General features: G+C 66.3%; 19 protein-coding genes. 11 read left to right on the top strand and 8 right to left on the bottom strand.

Going from position 1 to position 18,049, the window contains the following annotated elements; translation table 11 throughout:
- The first annotated feature begins 221 nt into the window (after positions 1-221).
- Positions 222-1,478 (top strand): transcription termination factor Rho, encoded by a 1,257-nt coding sequence (rho, locus tag SPHN_RS13795; RefSeq protein ID WP_031395107.1) that lies wholly within the window; start codon positions 222-224, stop codon positions 1,476-1,478.
- A gap of 230 nt (positions 1,479-1,708) precedes the next feature.
- The gene (locus SPHN_RS13800; protein WP_248524382.1) at positions 1,709-2,428 is read left to right on the top strand and encodes a TerC family protein; all 720 of its coding nucleotides are present in this window, start codon (positions 1,709-1,711) and stop codon (positions 2,426-2,428) included.
- A gap of 182 nt (positions 2,429-2,610) precedes the next feature.
- Here the strand turns inward: SPHN_RS13800 and SPHN_RS13805 are convergent, their stop codons facing one another.
- Positions 2,611-3,312 carry a dienelactone hydrolase family protein gene (locus SPHN_RS13805; protein ID WP_248524235.1) on the bottom strand — a complete coding sequence of 234 codons (702 nt, stop codon included), beginning with the start codon at positions 3,310-3,312 and terminating at the stop codon, positions 2,611-2,613.
- A complete protein-coding gene (locus SPHN_RS13810; protein WP_349238506.1) occupies positions 3,309-3,824 on the bottom strand; it encodes a methylated-DNA--[protein]-cysteine S-methyltransferase in 516 nt (171 codons plus the stop codon). The genes SPHN_RS13805 and SPHN_RS13810 overlap by 4 nt, the downstream gene beginning before the upstream one ends.
- A 14-nt stretch (positions 3,825-3,838) precedes the next feature.
- Here SPHN_RS13810 and SPHN_RS13815 point away from each other — a divergent pair, with 14 nt between their 5' ends.
- From SPHN_RS13815 to SPHN_RS13840, 6 genes are read left to right on the top strand one after another with little or no spacing between them, the layout of a single operon-like run.
- A complete protein-coding gene (locus SPHN_RS13815; protein ID WP_248524238.1) occupies positions 3,839-4,075 on the top strand; it encodes a DUF6489 family protein in 237 nt (78 codons plus the stop codon).
- A gap of 7 nt (positions 4,076-4,082) precedes the next feature.
- Positions 4,083-5,360, top strand: coding sequence for a tRNA uridine-5-carboxymethylaminomethyl(34) synthesis GTPase MnmE (gene mnmE / locus SPHN_RS13820; RefSeq protein ID WP_248524241.1), 1,278 nt, complete (start codon positions 4,083-4,085; stop codon positions 5,358-5,360).
- Positions 5,361-5,414: 54 nt separating this feature from the next.
- Positions 5,415-7,250, top strand: a complete 1,836-nt coding sequence (mnmG, locus tag SPHN_RS13825) for a tRNA uridine-5-carboxymethylaminomethyl(34) synthesis enzyme MnmG (protein WP_248524245.1) — start codon at positions 5,415-5,417, stop codon at positions 7,248-7,250.
- The gene (gene rsmG / locus SPHN_RS13830) at positions 7,247-7,867 is read left to right on the top strand and encodes a 16S rRNA (guanine(527)-N(7))-methyltransferase RsmG (protein ID WP_248524250.1); all 621 of its coding nucleotides are present in this window, start codon (positions 7,247-7,249) and stop codon (positions 7,865-7,867) included. The genes mnmG and rsmG overlap by 4 nt, the downstream gene beginning before the upstream one ends.
- Positions 7,864-8,646, top strand: coding sequence for a ParA family protein (locus SPHN_RS13835; protein ID WP_248524252.1), 783 nt, complete (start codon positions 7,864-7,866; stop codon positions 8,644-8,646). The genes rsmG and SPHN_RS13835 overlap by 4 nt, the downstream gene beginning before the upstream one ends.
- Positions 8,643-9,536, top strand: a complete 894-nt coding sequence (locus SPHN_RS13840; protein ID WP_248524255.1) for a ParB/RepB/Spo0J family partition protein — start codon at positions 8,643-8,645, stop codon at positions 9,534-9,536. The genes SPHN_RS13835 and SPHN_RS13840 overlap by 4 nt, the downstream gene beginning before the upstream one ends.
- 161 nt (positions 9,537-9,697) lie before the next feature.
- Here SPHN_RS13840 and holA read toward each other — a convergent pair whose 3' ends face one another.
- From holA to SPHN_RS13860, 4 genes are read right to left on the bottom strand one after another with little or no spacing between them, the layout of a single operon-like run.
- Positions 9,698-10,717: a DNA polymerase III subunit delta gene (holA, locus tag SPHN_RS13845; RefSeq protein WP_248524258.1), complete on the bottom strand. Its 1,020-nt coding sequence runs from the start codon at positions 10,715-10,717 to the stop codon at positions 9,698-9,700.
- A complete protein-coding gene (gene lptE / locus SPHN_RS13850) occupies positions 10,714-11,244 on the bottom strand; it encodes an LPS assembly lipoprotein LptE (RefSeq protein WP_248524262.1) in 531 nt (176 codons plus the stop codon). Before lptE ends, holA begins: the two co-directional genes overlap by 4 nt.
- On the bottom strand, positions 11,241-13,829 hold the full coding sequence (leuS, locus tag SPHN_RS13855) for a leucine--tRNA ligase (protein WP_248524265.1): 2,589 nt from the start codon (positions 13,827-13,829) through the stop codon (positions 11,241-11,243). Before leuS ends, lptE begins: the two co-directional genes overlap by 4 nt.
- Positions 13,830-13,839: 10 nt before the next feature.
- On the bottom strand, positions 13,840-14,271 hold the full coding sequence (locus SPHN_RS13860) for a DUF3576 domain-containing protein (protein WP_056053843.1): 432 nt from the start codon (positions 14,269-14,271) through the stop codon (positions 13,840-13,842).
- 292 nt (positions 14,272-14,563) lie between these two features.
- Between SPHN_RS13860 and SPHN_RS13865 the strand changes: the two genes are divergently transcribed.
- The gene (locus SPHN_RS13865) at positions 14,564-15,271 is read left to right on the top strand and encodes a hypothetical protein (RefSeq protein WP_248524268.1); all 708 of its coding nucleotides are present in this window, start codon (positions 14,564-14,566) and stop codon (positions 15,269-15,271) included.
- A 253-nt stretch (positions 15,272-15,524) separates the two neighbouring features.
- Here the strand turns inward: SPHN_RS13865 and SPHN_RS13870 are convergent, their stop codons facing one another.
- Positions 15,525-16,109: a thiamine phosphate synthase gene (locus tag SPHN_RS13870; protein WP_349238509.1), complete on the bottom strand. Its 585-nt coding sequence runs from the start codon at positions 16,107-16,109 to the stop codon at positions 15,525-15,527.
- On the opposite strand from SPHN_RS13870, the gene SPHN_RS13875 reads away from it, so the two are divergent.
- Both SPHN_RS13875 and SPHN_RS13880 read left to right on the top strand, forming a co-directional pair.
- Positions 16,075-16,749, top strand: coding sequence for a YggS family pyridoxal phosphate-dependent enzyme (locus tag SPHN_RS13875; RefSeq protein WP_248524271.1), 675 nt, complete (start codon positions 16,075-16,077; stop codon positions 16,747-16,749). The genes SPHN_RS13870 and SPHN_RS13875 overlap by 35 nt on opposite strands.
- Positions 16,746-17,414 carry an HAD family hydrolase gene (locus SPHN_RS13880; RefSeq protein ID WP_248524274.1) on the top strand — a complete coding sequence of 223 codons (669 nt, stop codon included), beginning with the start codon at positions 16,746-16,748 and terminating at the stop codon, positions 17,412-17,414. Before SPHN_RS13875 ends, SPHN_RS13880 begins: the two co-directional genes overlap by 4 nt.
- A 140-nt stretch (positions 17,415-17,554) precedes the next feature.
- On the opposite strand, the gene SPHN_RS13885 is transcribed toward SPHN_RS13880, so the two are convergent.
- Positions 17,555-18,034 (bottom strand): YdcF family protein, encoded by a 480-nt coding sequence (locus SPHN_RS13885; RefSeq protein WP_248524276.1) that lies wholly within the window; start codon positions 18,032-18,034, stop codon positions 17,555-17,557.
- Between the last annotated feature and the right edge of the window lie 15 nt (positions 18,035-18,049).

Here is an 18,049-nt window from a genome sequence, read left to right on the forward strand (position 1 = left end):
CTTGTGGCTCTGGATCCTGGGTCGAGCCCAGGATGACGGCCTGGGCGGTCCGCCCGTCCCCGCTTGACTAACCCGCCCCCCAATTCTAACTCCTTCTCCCAACACGGCCTCCTGGCGTCCTGCCCGGTCGTGGGTTCCAGCAGACTCGTCTCGCCCAGTTCCGCTTCCCAAGCGCACCGTCGACCGAGCGTTCTCCCGTTGATTGCTATCCGGAAATCTCCATGCATCTCAAAGACCTGAAGAAGAAGAAACCCGCCGAGCTGGTCCAGCTGGCCGAGGAACTGGGGGTCGAGAGCGCCTCGACGCTGCGCAAGCAGGACCTGCTGTTCGCGATCCTGAAGGTCCAGGCGGACAATGGCGATCAGATCATGGGTCTCGGCACGATCGAAGTGCTGCCCGACGGCTTCGGTTTCCTGCGCTCGCCGGAATCGAACTATCTGGCCGGTCCCGACGACATCTACATATCGCCGAACCAGGTCCGGAAGTTCGGCCTGCGCACCGGTGACACGGTCGAGGGCGAAATCCGCGGGCCGAAGGATGGCGAACGTTATTTCTCGCTGGTGAAGCTGACCGCGGTCAATTTCGACGATCCCGACGTCGTCCGCCACCGCGTCAATTTCGACAACCTCACGCCGCTCTATCCCGAGAGCAAGCTGACGCTCGATCCCGCCGATCCGACCGTGAAGGACAAGTCGGCGCGGGTGATCGACATCGTCTCGCCACAGGGCAAGGGCCAGCGCACGCTGATCGTCGCGCCGCCACGCGTCGGCAAGACGGTCATGTTGCAGAACATGGCCAAGGCGATCACCGACAACCACCCCGAGGTGTTCCTGATCGTCCTGCTGATCGACGAGCGCCCCGAGGAAGTCACCGACATGCAGCGCAGCGTAAAGGGCGAGGTGGTCAGCTCGACCTTCGACGAACCCGCACAGCGCCATGTGCAAGTCGCTGAAATGGTGATCGAAAAGGCCAAGCGTCTGGTCGAGCACAAGAAGGACGTGGTGATCCTGCTCGACTCGATCACGCGTCTCGGCCGTGCCTACAACACCGTCGTGCCGTCGTCGGGCAAGGTCCTGACCGGCGGTGTCGACGCTAACGCGCTGCAGCGTCCGAAGCGCTTCTTCGGTGCCGCGCGCAACATCGAGGAGGGCGGTTCGCTCTCGATCATCGCGACCGCGCTGATCGACACGGGCAGCCGCATGGACGAGGTGATCTTCGAGGAGTTCAAGGGCACCGGCAACTCGGAAATCGTGCTCGATCGCAAGGTCGCGGACAAGCGCATCTTCCCGGCGCTCGACGTCGGCAAGTCGGGTACCCGCAAGGAAGAACTGCTGGTCGACAAGGCCAAGCTCAGCAAGATGTGGGTCCTGCGCCGCATCCTGATGCAGATGGGCACGATCGACGCGATGGAGTTCCTGCTCGACAAGATGAAGGATTCGAAGACCAACGAGAATTTCTTCGATTCCATGAATCAGTAACCGAGTGCGGCCTGCTGCAAGCTGCAGCAGGACTCGCACCGGTTCGGCCGGCGGGGCGTAGCTCCAACCGACGACAGGGGCTTTGCCCATGTCCGGCCAAGACCACCTATTCACGGCACGCGAGAGCATGGCTTTCGCGTGCCGCTTTGCTATTAAACCCCCATAACCGTCACCACCGCTCGCGCTGGTGACCCACGTCACCGGGAGCCGAAACCTTGAGTATCATCGCCATGCTGGCCACCGCCGCATCGGGAGTCGCCGGACCCGGCTCGCCGCTGGAGATCTGGCAGCACATCGTCGCCGATTTCTCCAACCTCGGGGATCCGAAGGCGCTGGCCGCGTTCGGTTCGGTCCTGATGATCGATCTCGTCCTCGCGGGCGACAACGCGATCGTTGTCGGCGCACTCGCTGCCGGACTTCCGGCGGATCAGCGCAAGAAGGTCATCCTGATCGGCATCGGCGCGGCGCTTGTGCTGCGCATCTTCTTCGCGCTGATCGTGACGTGGCTGATGGGCATCGTCGGGCTGATCTTCGCGGGCGGCCTGTTGCTGTTGTGGGTCTGCTGGAAGTTCTGGCGCGAAATCCGCGAGGGCGCGCAGAATGCAGGCTCCGAGGAAATCGAGGGCGACGAACGCTCGGGTCTCCGGTCCTCGAAGGGTTTTGCGAGCGCGGCCTGGGCGGTTGCCGTCGCCGACGTGTCGATGAGCCTCGACAATGTCCTGGCGGTTGCCGGCGCGGCGCGCGAGCATCCCGGCATCCTCGTCATCGGCCTGCTGCTGTCGGTCGCGATGATGGGCCTCGCCGCGAACTACATCGCGCGCGTCATCAACAAGTATCGCTGGATCGCCTATATCGGTCTCGTGGTGATCCTCGTGGTCGCGATCAAGATGATCTACGAAGGCTGGGTCGGTACCGGCGACACGCTGGGGATCATCACGCTGCTGCGCTGATCGCGTTGCGGTTGGGATAAGAAAAGGCCTCGCCGGATCATCCGGCGAGGCCTTTTTCGTATCTGTCGTCAGCGCCCCGTCATGCCGGACTCGTTCCGGCATCCACCGTTCCGCAAAATCGATAGTCGTGAGTTCGCGGAACCGTGGACCCCGGAACAAGTCCGGGGTGACGGAGGCAGCGGTTAGCCCAGATTCTCCGCAAAGAACTTGGCCGTCCGCTCGTCCGCCAGCTTGGCCGACGCGTCCGAGCGGCGCTCGCCGAACTCGGTCGCGAACCCGTGGTCCTCGCCCGCATAATCGTAGATCGTCACCTTCGGGTGATCGTCGAGCCCTGCATGCATCGCCGCCTGCGCAGTCTTGTCGACGAAGTGATCCTCCTCCGGCACGTGTAGCAGGACCGGGTGCGCAATCGCGTGCTTCTCACCCAGCAGGCCGTCGATCCCGACGCCGTAATAGCCGACGCTCGCATCGACGTCGGTCCGTGCCGCGGTCATGAACGCGAGCCGCCCGCCTAGGCAGTAGCCGACCACGCCGACCTTCGCGCCGTCACCCAATTCCGCACGCGCCGCGCGGATCGTCGCCTCGATGTCGGCAATACCCTTGTCTTGATCGAACTTGCCCATCAGCTCGAGCGCCCGATCGAATTCGGGCTTGATGTCCGGATCGAGCTCGATCCCGCGCTCGAGCCGCCAGAACAGGTCGGGTGCGATCGCCAGATACCCGGCTTCAGCGAGCGTATCGCACTTGCGACGGATCCCGGCATTCACGCCGAAGATCTCCTGGATCACGATGATCGCAGCTTTGGGCGTGCCGGCAGGGGCGGCGCGGTAGGCATGGAAATCGCCGGAGCCGTCGAGCGTCGCGATGGTGGTCGTGTTCGTCATAGCAATCCTCCTTGCGGCCGCTCGTGATCGAGCAGCCTGGATTTGGTGATGGGGCCGTTGCCCGCGGAATACGCACCAAGCGCCCTGCCGGCTCCAAGGATCCGGTGGCAGGGGACGACGATCGGAAATGGATTGCGGGCACATGCCTGGCCGATCGCGCGCGGGCTGGACCCGATCGCTTTCGCGAGCGCGCCGTAACTCGCGGTCTCGCCGTACGCGATGTCGACGATTCCCTGCCGCAGGACCGCGCCGCGCCCGGTAGGCGAGGGGGCTAGCGGCAAATCGAACGCCGTCAGTCGCCCCGCGAAATACGCTTCGATCTGTTGGACGGCTTCCCGGATCGCCGGTGCATGGCTCGTCACCGCATCGCCCGTTGCGAGGATCTCGATCGCGTCGATCCGGTCCGCGGTACCGGTCACGCGGACCAGTCCGATTGGCGTTGCGATCAAGGCTGCATCGCGCGCATACATTGCCACGCTATGCAGCGCGCGGACGGGCGGCTCAAGCGCCATCGGGGACGCGGTACATGAAGATGAACATCGAGATCGAATGCACCCCCGAAGAGGCGCGGCGCGCGGTCGGCCTGCCCGATCTGACGCCGATCCACGATCGCTATGTCGCGATGATGATGGACGCGATTCCGGACGGCCAGATGAAGCCCGAGATGCTGGAATCGATGATGCGCGGCTGGCAACCGATGGGCGAGGCGGGGATGGCGATGTGGAAGCGCATGTTCGACACCGCGACGAAGACGGGCGGCTGAGTTCCACGTGAAAACGATCTTCGCGGTATCGAGCGGGCGTCCTCCCGCTGCGATCGCCGTTGTCCGGGTGAGTGGCCCGCAGGCATTCGCGGCGGCCGAGGCTCTGGCGGGGCCGTTGCCAGCCGCACGTCACGCGAGCTTGCGCGGGTTGCGCGATGCCGATGGTGCGCTGCTCGACCGTGCGCTGGTGATCGTCTTCCCAGGTCCCAAGACCGCGACCGGTGAGGATCTGGTCGAACTTCATTGCCATGGGGGCCGTGCGGTTATCGCCGCTGTGGAGCGCTCTTTGTCGGCGCAGTCCGGTCTCCGTCCGGCCGAACCCGGTGAGTTTACCCGCCGCGCACTGGCCAATGGCCGCATCGACCTGACCGAGGCGGAAGGTCTCGCCGATCTTCTGGAGGCGGAGACCGAGGGGCAGCGCGTTGCCGCAATGACCGCAGCCGAGGGGCGCGTCAGCCAGGCCGTCCGCAACTGGATGGACTCGGTCGCGATGCTGTCCGCGCGGATCGAGGCGATGCTCGACTTCGCCGACGAGGACGACGTAGCAAGCGATACCGCTGCGTTCGACGCGATCGTCGCGGACATCGACGCGCTCGCCGCAGAGATCGGTGCCGTAGTCGACGCCCCGCCCGTCGAACGCCTCAAGGACGGCCTGCGCGTCGTCATCGGCGGTCCGCCCAACAGCGGCAAGTCGACGCTGCTCAACCTGCTCGGCGAGCGCGACGCTGCGATCGTCTCGCCGATATCGGGCACCACCCGCGACCGGATCGAGGTGCCGGTGATCCGCGACGGTGTCGCCTATGTGCTGACCGACACCGCCGGGCTGATCGATACGCTCGACCCGATCGAGGCGATCGGCGTCACGCGGGCGGGGGATGCGCTCGCTGCGGCGGATATCGTCCTCTGGCTTGCCGACGTGCCGCCACCACGCGCCGACGCGCTCTGGATCCATGCGCGGGCGGATCTGCCGGGGCGGGGAGCTATTCCCGCGGGGCGCGCGCTCGCCATTGCACAAACCGATCGTAGTTCACTCGACCGACTTTGGGCGGAGGTGCATCTGCGGGCGATGACCATGCTCCCGCGCGGCGACCGAATCGCGCTGAAGCAGCACCAGCGGAAACAGTGCGCACTCGCAGTCGAGGCACTACAGAGCCGAAGTGCGGACCCGCTTATCGTTGCCGAGCATCTTCGTCAGGCCCGCGCGATCCTCGCCGGTGTCCTCGGCCTCGACGCGACCGGCCAGATGCTCGACGCGCTGTTCGGACGTTTCTGCATCGGCAAGTGATGTTCCACGTGGAACATCTTTGACGCACCCGCCGCGTCGCTCTAGGGCCATGGCATGTTCGATGTAGTGGTGGTTGGCGGTGGCCATGCCGGAACCGAAGCCGCAACCGCGGCGGCGCGGAGAGGCGCGCGTACCGTGCTCGTGTCCTTCGACGCGCGGCATATCGGTGCGATGTCCTGCAATCCGGCGATCGGCGGTCTCGGCAAGGGGCACATGGTCCGGGAAGTGGACGCGTTCGATGGCCTGATCGGACGCGCGGCCGATGCGGCGGCAATCCACTACCGGATGCTCAATCGCAGCAAGGGATCGGCGGTGCAGGGTCCTCGCATTCAGGCGGACCGTCGGCTTTATTCGGGAGCGATCCAGTCGATACTGGCCGCGACCGAAGGACTCATGATCGTCGAAGGGGAAGCGACCGCATTGCATTTCGATGGCGACCAGGTGGCCGGCGTTATCCTGGCGGACGGCTCGATCGTCGCAGCCCGCGCAGTCGTGCTGGCAACGGGCACGTTTCTCGGCGGCCGCATCTTCCGCGGCGATGATCGCGCGGAAGGCGGCCGGATCGGTGAGCGTGCAGCCAAGCCACTGGCTGCTCAGCTCCGCGCGCGAAATCTTCCCATGGCGCGATTGAAGACCGGCACACCGCCCCGCCTCGATGGCCGGACGATCGATTGGGGCGCGTTGGCCGAGCAGGCGTCGGACCTCGATCCCTGGACGATGTCGCCGATGACCCGCGCGCGTCCGCTCCCGCAGATCGCCTGCGCCATCACCCGCACGACCGACCGTACGCACGCGATCATCCGTGAGGCATTCCATCGGTCTCCACTGTTCACCGGCGCAATCGAGGCGGCGGGGCCGCGTTACTGTCCGTCGATCGAGGACAAGGTCCACCGCTTCGGCGACCGCGACGGGCACCAGGTTTTTCTCGAACCCGAAGGGCTCGACGACGCGACGGTCTATCCCAACGGTTTGTCGACGTCGCTCCCGGTCGAGGTCCAGTCGGCAATGCTCGCAAGCATCCCCGGCCTCGAACGCGTGCACATCACGATGCCGGGCTATGCGGTCGAATATGACTATATCGACCCGCGCGCGCTCGATACGCGGCTTGCGCTCGGCGCGATCGAAGGTGTGTTCTGCGCCGGCCAGATCAACGGCACGACCGGCTATGAGGAAGCGGCAGGGCAGGGGCTCGTCGCGGGCCTCAATGCCGCGGCCTATGCATGCGACCTTGCGCCCGTCATTCTCGATCGCGCGTCCAGCTATCTCGGTGTGATGATCGACGACCTCACGCTACAGGGCGTGACCGAGCCGTACCGAATGCTGACCGCCCGCGCCGAGTTCCGCCTGTCGCTGCGTGCGGACAATGCCGAGACGCGGTTGGGCGGGATTGCCGAAGCGGCGGGATGCCTCGGACCAGAGCGTCTCGCGCATCAGCACGCGCTGGCCGATGATCGCCTCCGCTTTCGCGCGTCGCTCGACGGCGAACGCACCGCGACCGAGGTGGCCGACCAAGGCGTGGCCGTAGGTCGTGACGGCGCACGCCGGACCGCGTTCGACTGGCTCCGGTTCGAAGGCGTGAAGCTCGCGCATGTCGCGCCGGATGCCGCGGCGGGGATCCCGGCGGTGGTCGTTGAGGAAGTGTTAGAGGACGCGCGCTACGCTCCCTATATCGAACGCCAGGCGCAGGAGGTTGCGCGGCTGCGTGCCGACGAGGCGATCCGCTTGCCCGAGGATTTGGCCTATGATCGCATACCCGGCCTGTCGAACGAGATGATCGACCGCCTGACGACCGCGCGACCGACCTCGCTCGCGGCGGCGGCACGGGTGCGGGGGATTACCCCGGCCGCGTTGTCGGCGGTATTATTGCATACGAAACGAGTGCCAGCATGACCGAAGACGACGCACAGGCCTGGGTGACCGACCGGTTCGGACCAGAGGCAACCGAGCGCCTGGCGGCGTTCGTCGCGATGGTCGTCGAGGAAGCGCCGCATCAGAACCTGATTGCCCCGTCGACGATTCCAACGGTCTGGGACCGCCATGTGGTGGACTCGCTCCAGCTGGTTGCACTTGCCGGAGCGGATACGTCGGCGAAGCGCTGGCTCGATATCGGTACCGGCGGTGGCTTTCCCGGGATGGTCGTTGCGCTGGTTCGCGAGGGGCCGGTCGATCTGATCGAACCCCGCCGTCGTCGCGCGGACTTTCTTCAGCTTTGTGTCGCGCGGCTTGGCCTCGGCGAGCAGGTCCGCGTTCACGCCTCGAAAGTAGAAAATGCGACCGCTGATGCGTCGATCATTTCCGCTCGCGCGGTCGCGTCGTTGCAAAACCTTTTGCGTGGCGCGGCGCACTGCGCCACAACGGAGACGCGGTGGTTGCTTCCTCGGGGGCGTTTCGACGAGGAGGAGCTGGTCGCGCTCAAGCAGCATTGGCGGTTTATGTTCCACGTGGAACAAAGCGTCACGAACCCGGAGTCGTCGATCGTGGTTCTGGATCGGGTAAGCGCGCGATGATCACCATCGCTGTCGCAAATCAAAAGGGCGGGGTGGGCAAGACCACCAGCGCCATCAACCTTGCGACCGCGCTCGCGGCGACGGGCATGCGCGTGCTGCTGGTGGATCTCGATCCGCAGGGCAACGCGTCAACCGGGCTCGGCATTGGCCATGCGCAGCGTGAGCGGTCGAGCTACGACGTGCTGGTCGGCGAGACATCGATCGAGGAGGCCGTCGTGCATACGCGCGTGCCGCGTCTCGATATCGTGCCAGCGACGGTCGACCTGTCGGGCGCGGAGATCGAACTGGTCGATTTCGACGCACGCACGCACCGGCTGGATCGCGCGGTGAAGGCGGCGCAGGGACCATGGGATATCGCGCTGATCGATTGCCCGCCATCGCTCGGGTTGCTGACGATCAACGCGATGGTCGCGTCGGATTCGCTGCTGGTGCCGCTGCAATGCGAGTTCTTCGCGCTCGAGGGATTGTCGCAGTTGCTCAGCACGGTCGAGCGGATCCGCCAGCGATTCAACCCCGGCCTGTCGATCCTCGGCGTTGCGCTGACGATGTTCGATCGCCGCAACCGGTTGACCGATCAAGTCTCGGCGGACGTTCGCGCCGTATTGGGGAAGGTCGTGTTCGAGACGGTTATCCCGCGCAACGTGCGACTGTCGGAGGCGCCCAGCCACGGGCTGCCGGCATTGATCTATGACCACCGGTGTTCGGGATCGCAGGCGTATATCGCTCTGGCGCGTGAACTGATCGGTCGACTTCCCGCAACAACGCAGGCTGCCGCATGAGCGAGAACAAACGTGGACGGCCGGGGCTGGGCAGGGGGCTAAATGCGCTGCTCGGCGAAATGGCGCGCGAGACGCCGGTATCGGCCGATGGTGCAGCGCAGCAATCGTCGGGCGTCCGCATGCTGCCGGTCAGTTCGCTATCGCCGCATCCCGATCAGCCGCGTCGCCATTTCGACGAGGCGATGCTCGACGAGCTTGCCGCCTCGATAGCCTCGCGCGGGCTGATCCAGCCGATCGTCGTCCGCCCGCATGGCCATGACTACCAGATCGTCGCGGGTGAGCGACGCTGGCGCGCGGCACAGCGTGCGCGGCTGCACGAGGTGCCGGTCGTCGTCCGCGATTTCGACGACGCCGAGACGCTCGAGATCGCGCTGATCGAGAATATCCAGCGCGAGGATCTCAACGCGATCGAAGAGGCGCAGGCGTATCAGCGGCTGGCGGGTGAATATGGTCACACGCAGGAGGTGCTGGCCAAGATCGTCCACAAGTCCCGCAGTCATGTCGCCAACCTGCTGCGGTTGCTGGAGCTGCCGGCGCAGGTGCAGTCGCAGGTTGTCGATGGCTCGCTGTCGATGGGCCATGCGCGGGCGTTGCTGGGTTCACCCGACGTCGAGGCGCTGGCGGATCAGGTCGTGTCGCGCGGACTGTCGGTGCGCGAGACCGAAAGACTCGCGCGCGATGCGAAGCCCGGGCGGAGCCGGAGTGGCAAGCCGGCCGAGCCGCGAATCCCCGATGCGGATATCGCAGCGCTGGAGCGGCAATTGGCGGACCTGCTCGGGTTGCAGGTGAAGGTTGCGCATACCGAGACGGGGGGCACGCTGACCCTCAGTTATTCGACGCTCGACCAGCTCGATATGGTGTGTCAGCGGCTGACGGGTGGGGCGATCTAGGTCGAGAGTACGCGTGCACGAATTACCCCTTCCGTTCGTGCTGAGCGAAGTCGAAGCACCTGCGCACCGGACCATCCTTCGACTTCGCTCAGGACGAACGGGGGGGTGAGACGAACGGCGAGGAGGAGCGGAGCAGACACGAATGCGGTTGCTGAAGAGCGCTAGTTTCGCCGAGCGATCGCCTGAGAGAGCGCCACGACCGCCGCTTCGGCGACAACTCCGCCGGCATTCCCCGAGGCCATGATCGCGCGCTCGGCGGTCCGTACGCGCTGGATTGCGGTGGCCAGCATGACCGGCGACCAGCGGCGCAACGATCGTGCGGTGCTCGCCTCTTCCTTGAAGAATACGCGGTGGCGTTTCATGACCGCGTCGACCGTGTCGCCCCGGTCGATCTCGCCGCGCATGTCGGCCAGCGCTATCAGGCGGCGGACGAGTTGCCGGAGCCACGGGATCGGCGACGTGCCCGCCTCTTCGAGTACCGCCAGTTCAGCACCTAGATCGTCGACCCGGCCTTCGATCACAGCATCGATCGCGCGGCTCATCTCCGCATCGCCTAGGTCCGCGCCGATCGCATCGAGCGCAGGGTGATCGAGGTCCGCGGGGCGGTCGGGTGCTGCGTCGAGGTATAGCGCGAGCTTCTCGATTTCCCGGCTGATGACGGCGCGGTCGCCGCCGGTCGTGTCGACGAGGCGTCGGGCGACGCCGGGGGCGGGGCGGAGGCCGTTCTCGGCCGCGATCGTCGTTGCGAGGCGCTCGGCGTCCTGCGCGGTCGGGGCGTAGCAGGCGAACGCCATCGCGCGGGGGGAGTCGATTGCGAGTTTGACGATCTTGGCAGTCGATTTGACCGTCGGGGCGATCGCGACGACCGGGTTGCCGACGCGTTCGGCCGCGAGCAGGTTGGTGAACGCTTCGAGACTTTCCTCGCCGGCCGAAGCGACGCGGACGAACCGAGCGCCTGCGAATAGGGAGAGCGAAGCCGCCTCGTCGGTCAGCCGGCCGGGATCGCCCTTGAGCGTCGATCCGTCGAGATCGACGCGTTCGGCGTCGGCGCCCATCGCCTTGGCGAGCACGCGCGCGAGATCGCTCGCGCCGGCCTCGTCGGGGCCGTGGAGCAGGTATAGGCGGATGTCGCCGCCCGGTTTGGCCAGCGCACCGCGGATTTGGCCGGCGCTGGCCTTCACTTGGCGGGCGTGGTGGCCTGCGCCGCCGCGACCGCAGGCGTATTCCGCGCATACAGCGCAATACGCGCGACGATCTGATCGGCGACGATCTGCGACAGGCGTTCGAGTGCCGTGTTCTCGGCCGCGATCGTCGCATATTCGGAACGGACGACGTCGATACCGGCGTCCGAGCCCGCGGTCGCGTCGAGCAGTACCGAGCCGTCGCCGATCCGTACGAGCTGATAGCGCGCGCGCAGAGTCCGGCGTTCGCGCGAGACGCTATCGTCGGTGCGGACGCCGAGTCCGCTGATCGCGTCGTCGAGGCGGATGTCGATCCGGTAGAGTGCGGGCGCACCGTTCGACGGCAGGCGGTCGCGCAGGGCGGTGGCCATCAGCCAGCCGTTCTTGCCCGCGATCGGCGCGATCTCTACCTGGCCTAGCGCACCCGCCACCGGACCGCTGCTGCCGCCCGCATAGAGCGGGTGTAGGCCACAACCGGACAGTGCGGGGGCCAACGCGAGCGCGCCGAGGATCGCTAGGCGCTTCATGCGACGATGTTCACGAGACGGTCGGGCACGACGATCACTTTCCGGGGCGGCTTGCCCTCGAGCAGGCGGACGATCTTCTCGGAGGCGAGCGCGGCGGCTTCGACGTCGCCGGACGGTGCGCCCTTGGCGAAGACGAGCGTGTCGCGCAACTTGCCGTTGACCTGCACCGCGATCGTGACCTCGTCGTCGACCAGCATCGCCGGGTCGACGATCGGCCATGCGGCGTCGGCGATCAGGCCGTCATTGCCCGCGGTCGCCCAGGCTTCCTCGGCAACATGCGGGACCATCGGGCTGACGAGCAGCAGCAACGTGCGGACCGCCTGGTCGCGGTCCGCGGAGGGGGGGGCCTTCTCGATCGCGCTACACAGTGAGTAGAGCCTCGCGACCGCCTTGTTGAACTGCAAGGCGTTGATATCGCTCTCGATACCGACGGTCGTGCGGTGGCAGAGTTTACGCAGGGCGAAGTCTTCGCCTTCGGCGTTGGCGGCATCGTCGGACTCGATCAGCCGCCAAAGACGCTGGACGAACCGCCAAGCGCCTTCGATGCCGGATTCGCTCCACGGGAGATCGCGCTCGGGGGGCGAGTCGGAGAGCACGAACCAGCGCACCGCGTCGGCGCCATACTGGTCGACGATCGGCTCGGGATCGACGGTGTTCTTCTTCGACTTCGACATTTTCGTCACGCGACCGACCGTCACCGGGCCTCCGGTCGCGATCTCGATATACCCTGCATCGGTCTTGCGGACCTCGTCGGGGGACAGCCACTTCGTCTTCACCGGCGCGTCGCTCGAATCGTCGTCGTCGGTGTCGATCTCCGGCTGCGTGTCGCCGGCGTCACCTCGACTATACGTCTCGTGCGTCACCATCCCCTGCGTGAACAGCCCGGCGAACGGCTCGGCGATGTCGAGCATGCCGATATGCTTCAGCGCGCGCGTCCAGAAGCGCGCGTAGAGCAGATGCAGGATCGCGTGCTCGACGCCGCCGATATACTGGTTGACCGGCAGCCACTTCTCCGCGCCCGTCCGGTCGAACGGCTTGGCGTCGGGCTGGCTGGCGAAGCGGATGAAATACCACGACGAATCGACAAACGTGTCGAGCGTATCGGTCTCGCGTCGTGCATCGCCGCGGCAGGACGGGCAGGGGACGTGCTTCCAGGTGGGGTGGCGATCGAGCGGGTTGCCGGGGATGTCGAACGAGACGTCCTCGGGCAGGACGATCGGCAATTGGTCCTTGGGCACCGGCACCGCGCCGCACGCGTCGCAGTGGATGATCGGGATCGGCGTGCCCCAGTAACGCTGGCGGCTGACGCCCCAATCGCGCAGGCGGAACACGGTGGTGCCCTTGCCCCAGCCTTCGCCCTCGGCGCGCTCGATCACGACGCGCTTGGCGTCCTCGATATCCATGCCGTCGAGGAAGTGCGAGTTCACGATCGTGCCGGCGCCGGTCCAGGCGGTGTCGCCGACGAACACGGGGGCCTCGTCATCGCCTTCGCTGACGACGCGCTTGACGGGCAGGTCGTATTTGCGCGCGAAATCGAGATCGCGCTGGTCATGCGCGGGCACGCCGAACACCGCGCCGGTGCCATATTCCATCAGCACGAAGTTCGCGATGTAGACCGGGAGTTCCCAAGCCTTATCAAGCGGATGCACCGCGCGGAGGCCGGTGTCGAAGCCGAGCTTTTCCTGCGTGTCGAGTTCGGCCGCGGTGGTGCCGCCGCGCTTGCACAGTTCGATGAAGGCCGCCGCATCGGGGTTCGTCTCGGCGATGGCGCGCGCGATCGGGTGATCCGCGGCGACCGCGACGAAACTCGATCCGAACATCGTGTCGGGGCGCGTAGTGAACACCTCGACCGAGCCGATGCCTGTCGCGTTGCCCGCCATCGCGAACTTGAACTGCAGGCCCTGGCTGCGGCCTATCCAGTTCTCCTGCATCAGCTTGACCTTGTCGGGCCAATGCTCGAGCGCGCCGAGGCCGTCGACCAGCTCGTCGGCGAAGTCGGTGATCTTCAGGAACCACTGCGACAGTTTCCGCCGCTCGACCAGCGCGCCCGAACGCCAGCCGCGACCGTCGATCACCTGCTCGTTGGCGAGCACGGTCATGTCGACCGGGTCCCAGTTTACCGCGGATTCCTTGCGATACACGAGCCCCGCCGCGAACAGGTCGAGGAACAGGGCCTGCTCATGCCCGTAATATTCGGGCTCGCAGGTCGCCAGTTCACGCGTCCAGTCGAGCGCGAAACCCAGGCGCTTCAGCTGCGCCTTCATCGTCGCGATGTTGGCGCGCGTCCAGGTACCCGGATGCACGCCCTTTTCCATCGCGGCGTTCTCCGCGGGCATGCCGAACGCGTCCCAGCCCATCGGATGGAGCACTTCCATGCCCTTCATCCGGCGGAACCGCGCGAGCACGTCGCCCATCGTGTAGTTCCGGACATGGCCCATATGGATGCGCCCCGACGGATAGGGGAACATCTCGAGCACGTACGAACGCGGCTTGGTCGACAGATCGTCGGCGGCGAACGTCTTGCGCTCGTCCCAGACCTTCTGCCACGCCGCGTCCGCCTTCAACGCATTGAAACGCGACGCCATTTTGTCGTCCTCAGCCCGCGATCGAGGCGCGGCGCAGGTCGCGGGCCTTGGTCAGGATAATATCCTCAAGCTTCTGCGTGGTCGCGGCCTGGACCGGCGACGAGACCCACTGGCCGTTGCGGTTGACTTCGCGGAGCGCGGCGACGCGCAGCGCATCGGCGCGCAGGTCCTGGTCGAGGATCGACACGGTCACCTTCATGCGCTCGGTTGGGGTCTGCGGATTGATGTACCAGTCGGTCACGATCACGCCGCCGTTGGAGTCGGTCTGGAGCAACGGCATGAAGCCGAGCGTGTCGAGGCTGGCGCGCCACAGATAGCTGTTCACGCCGATCGTCGTGATCTTCGACGCGGCGAGATCCGCCTTGGGACGGGCGGAACCGCCGCCGCATGCGACGAGAGGCAGGGCAAACAGCACGACTGCGATACGCGAGCGGCGGAACATGGGCATCATCCTGGCAAGAAAATCTGGCTCATGCTCTACAGGGCAGCCCGCGCGCCCGCAAGCAGACGCCCGCATGTGCGAACGGTGCCGCGCCGAGCAGGCGATTAGCGTTCGGATACGTCCGATTCGGTAGCGCTATCGCGGCGATATGTGTGCTGATTGCAACACTGTCCGACAATTCGGCGACGAGGGTGCGAATACGCCGGTTCTGCGGCCTTTGCTGTGGATCAATTCATGTTAGATGCTGTTTAACAGGATCCGATTACGGGATTCGAAGGACAGATTCGTTGTGATGACGCGTGGGGGAATATTCGGGGTGGTTGCCGGGGCGCTTGTCGCCACCGCCGCAATCGTCGCGCCCGCGTTCGGCGCCAGCGAACAGACCGCCCGCATCGCCAAGCGCAACGTCGCTTCTGTTCGCGGCATCGGGTCGTTCACCCCTGCTGCCGCCGATCCCCGCCTTGCCGCGATGTTCGCGCGCGGTGGCTTCGACGCGGGCAGCTTCCGCTTCACGCCCGCCGAGACGCGGCAGGACAATCGCGCGGTGACCGTTGCGGTCCGTGCGCAGACCAACCGCGGCATCGCGAACACGGCCAGCCTCGCATCGACGACTTCGACCGTCGGCATCGCGCCTATCGCGTACAATCTGGGCATGTCGGTCGGCTGGAAGCGGTTCGCGATCTCGGGCGACGTGAACAAGCTCGATCTGGGTGGCCTGCCGGGCAGCCGGCAGGCGGCCGACCTGGCGATCAGCTACAGCGCCAAGCGTTTCAGCGGCACCGTCAAGGCTGCCGCGGATCGTCCGCTGGCAAACACCTCGAACCTGATCGAGGAAACGCCGAGCTATTCGGTCGATCTCGGCGGCTCCTACTCGCTGACACGTAACCTGGCGGTGACGGCGGGCGTCCGGTATCGCTCGGACCGCGAGCGCTTCGTGAAGGTCGACGACGATCGCCGCGACAGCCAAGCCGTGTATCTGGGCACCGCCTTCCGCTTCTAATCGACCGAGTAGCGGCGGTTCGTTGTAGTGCTCGACCGGATTTCGCCATTTGTGGGTGAAACCCAAACCCTCACCCATCGCCGCCTTCGGCGTCTCTCCGCATCTCCACCACCCCGTCACCCCAGCGAAAGCTGGGGTATCCCGCGATACAGGTGAAGCGTGCCTAACGATGAGATCCCAGCTTTCGCTGGGATGACGGGTGGGATGGGCTACCGAGGCTAACAATTGCCCAAGTCTGACAGGGCACCCAAATCTAGCGGACCCATGCGTCGATCGCCGCCCAGCCATGGAACCCGAACCGCCGGATCCGCCGCCAGCGCGACTCGTCCATCCCGCCCAGCGCAATCACGGGTATCCCGAGCCCGCGCCCGATCCGCATCGCCCGTGCCGGCCCAAGCCCGGACGCTCCCGCATGCGACCGCGTGGCATGAACCGGTGACACGAACAGCGCATCCGCTCCCGCGCGCCGCCCGGCCAGGGCCTCCGCGCGATCGTGCGCCGGCCAGGTCCTGATCCGCCACGTTGCGGGGGTCCGCACCCGCCCATGCACGCCATCCGCCGCGATCGACGACTCTCCGGCCACGACCACGACCAGTCCGCGCGCGAACGCGACTCGCTTTACCCGCCGCAGCATCGCCCGCCGCTCCCCCGCAGGCGTGGCATAATGGCGAAACACTATCCCGGATCCGGGCGGCACCCTGCGCAAAGCTGCCCACAATGCGTCCCCCATCCGCTCATCGGTCATCAACCAGCGCTCGGGGATGGGCTTTCGAACCGTCACGCCGCTGCCTATAGCGCCCGGCATGACATCTGACGACACCACGCCGCTCGCGTCCATCCGCACCCGGATCGCCAAAGCCGCCGAGATCGCCGACCGCCGCGTGACCGACGTCACGCTGATCGCGGTCTCCAAGACGCACCCGGTCGAGGCGATCGAACCACTGCTCGCCGAGGGCCAGCGCGTGTTCGGCGAGAATCGCGTCCAGGAAGCTGCGGAGAAATGGCCGGCTTTGCGCGAGAAATATCCCGACGTCGAACTGCACCTGATCGGCCAGCTCCAGTCGAACAAGGCGGCGGAGGCCGTCGCGCTGTTCGACTGCATCCACGCGGTCGATCGCCCGTCGCTGGTCGACGCGCTCGCCAAGGCGATGGCGGCGAGCGATCGCCGCCCGGACTGCTTCCTCCAGGTCAACATCGGCGACGAACCGCAAAAGGGCGGCTGCGCGATCGCCGATCTGCCCGCGCTGGTCGAGAAGGCGCGCGCCGCCGGTTTGCCGATCGCCGGGCTGATGTGCCTGCCGCCTGCCGACATCGAACCGGCGCCGTATTTCGCGCTGTTGGCGAAACTCGCGCGCGATCACGGGCTGACCGGTCTGAGCATGGGCATGTCCGACGATTTCGAGACCGCGGTGACGATCGGCGCGACCCACGTCCGGATCGGTAGCGCGCTGTTCGGTGCGCGGGGGACGGGCGCATGAAGTTCGACGCATTGTTGTTCGACTTCGACGGCGTGCTGATCGACAGCGAAGCCGTCGGCAACCGCCACATCGCGGAGTGGCTGACGGCTGCCGGGCATCCGACGACGGCCGACGAGTCGATGGCGAACTTCATGGGGCTCGCCGGGCCGCAGTTCATCGACGCGATCGAACGCTTGATCGATCGGCCACTGACCGATGACTTCTACGCCGCGCGCAAGGCCGAGGACGAGCGGGTGATGGCGGCGGGTGTGGACGCGATCGAGGGCGCGGTGGCGTTCGTCCGGTCGCTTCCCGCCGATTTGCCCAAGGCGATCGTCTCGTCGAGCCCGGTCAGCTGGATCGCGCGGCACCTCGAGCATATCGGCCTGCGTGAGGCGTTCGGCGACCACCTCTATAGCGGCCGCGAACACGTGACGAACGGCAAGCCGGCGCCAGATCTGTACCTGTTCGGGGCGCGGCAGCTTGGGGTCGATATCGCGCGAACGGCGATCCTCGAAGACTCCCCCGTCGGCGCGACCGGCGCGGTGGCATCGGGCGGCTACGTCATTGGGTTATCGGCGGGATCGCACTGCGCCCCGGACCACGGCGAGCGTCTGAAGGCGATCGGCGTCGACGCCTTGGCCGATGATTTTGGCGAGGTCGCGCGGTTGCTCGGGAAGGCCTGAACGCAGACTTTGGCTAAAGTCAGAGGTCGCTATCTCCTACCCCTCTCTCTGGTTCTTGTTCTCCCGCGAAGGCGGGAGCCCAGTCTGGGTCCCCGCCTTCGCGGGGAAACATTCTTGTCCGAGCGAGTGCTCGGTAGCCGTCACCCCCGCTTCCGCCGCCAGATGGCACCGATCCCCGCGACCAGATCATACGGGATCGCCGCCGCTTCCCGTGTCCGCATCTTGAGCTGGTAGCGCCGGCTCCCGCCATGCGGAACATGGATCGCGCTCGCGGGCATGCCGAGCATCGCGAACAGCATGCGGATACGCGGCTGGTGATAGCCGTCGGTGCAGATCATGCACTGCGCGTACTTCCCCGCACGCGCGAATGCGGTCGCGGCGACGACGCTCTGCAACGTATCCACGCTGGCCTCGTCGAGATGGATCCGCGACGGATCGACCGTTTCCGCCAGCACGCCGGCCATCACCGATGCTTCCGAAGGCCCATGCGTCCCCTTCGCACCCGAGCAGAACAGGTCCGCATCGACATACCGCGCCGCCGCCGCGGCCGCGAACGCGATGCGCCGCGCGAGCGTCGGGCTAGGGCTGCCGTCGGGACGAACGGCCGCACCGAACACCACGATCAGGCGTCGGGA

The organism is Sphingomonas faeni (assembly GCF_023195535.1).
GTDB classification, from domain to species: Bacteria; Pseudomonadota; Alphaproteobacteria; order Sphingomonadales; family Sphingomonadaceae; genus Sphingomonas; species Sphingomonas faeni_B.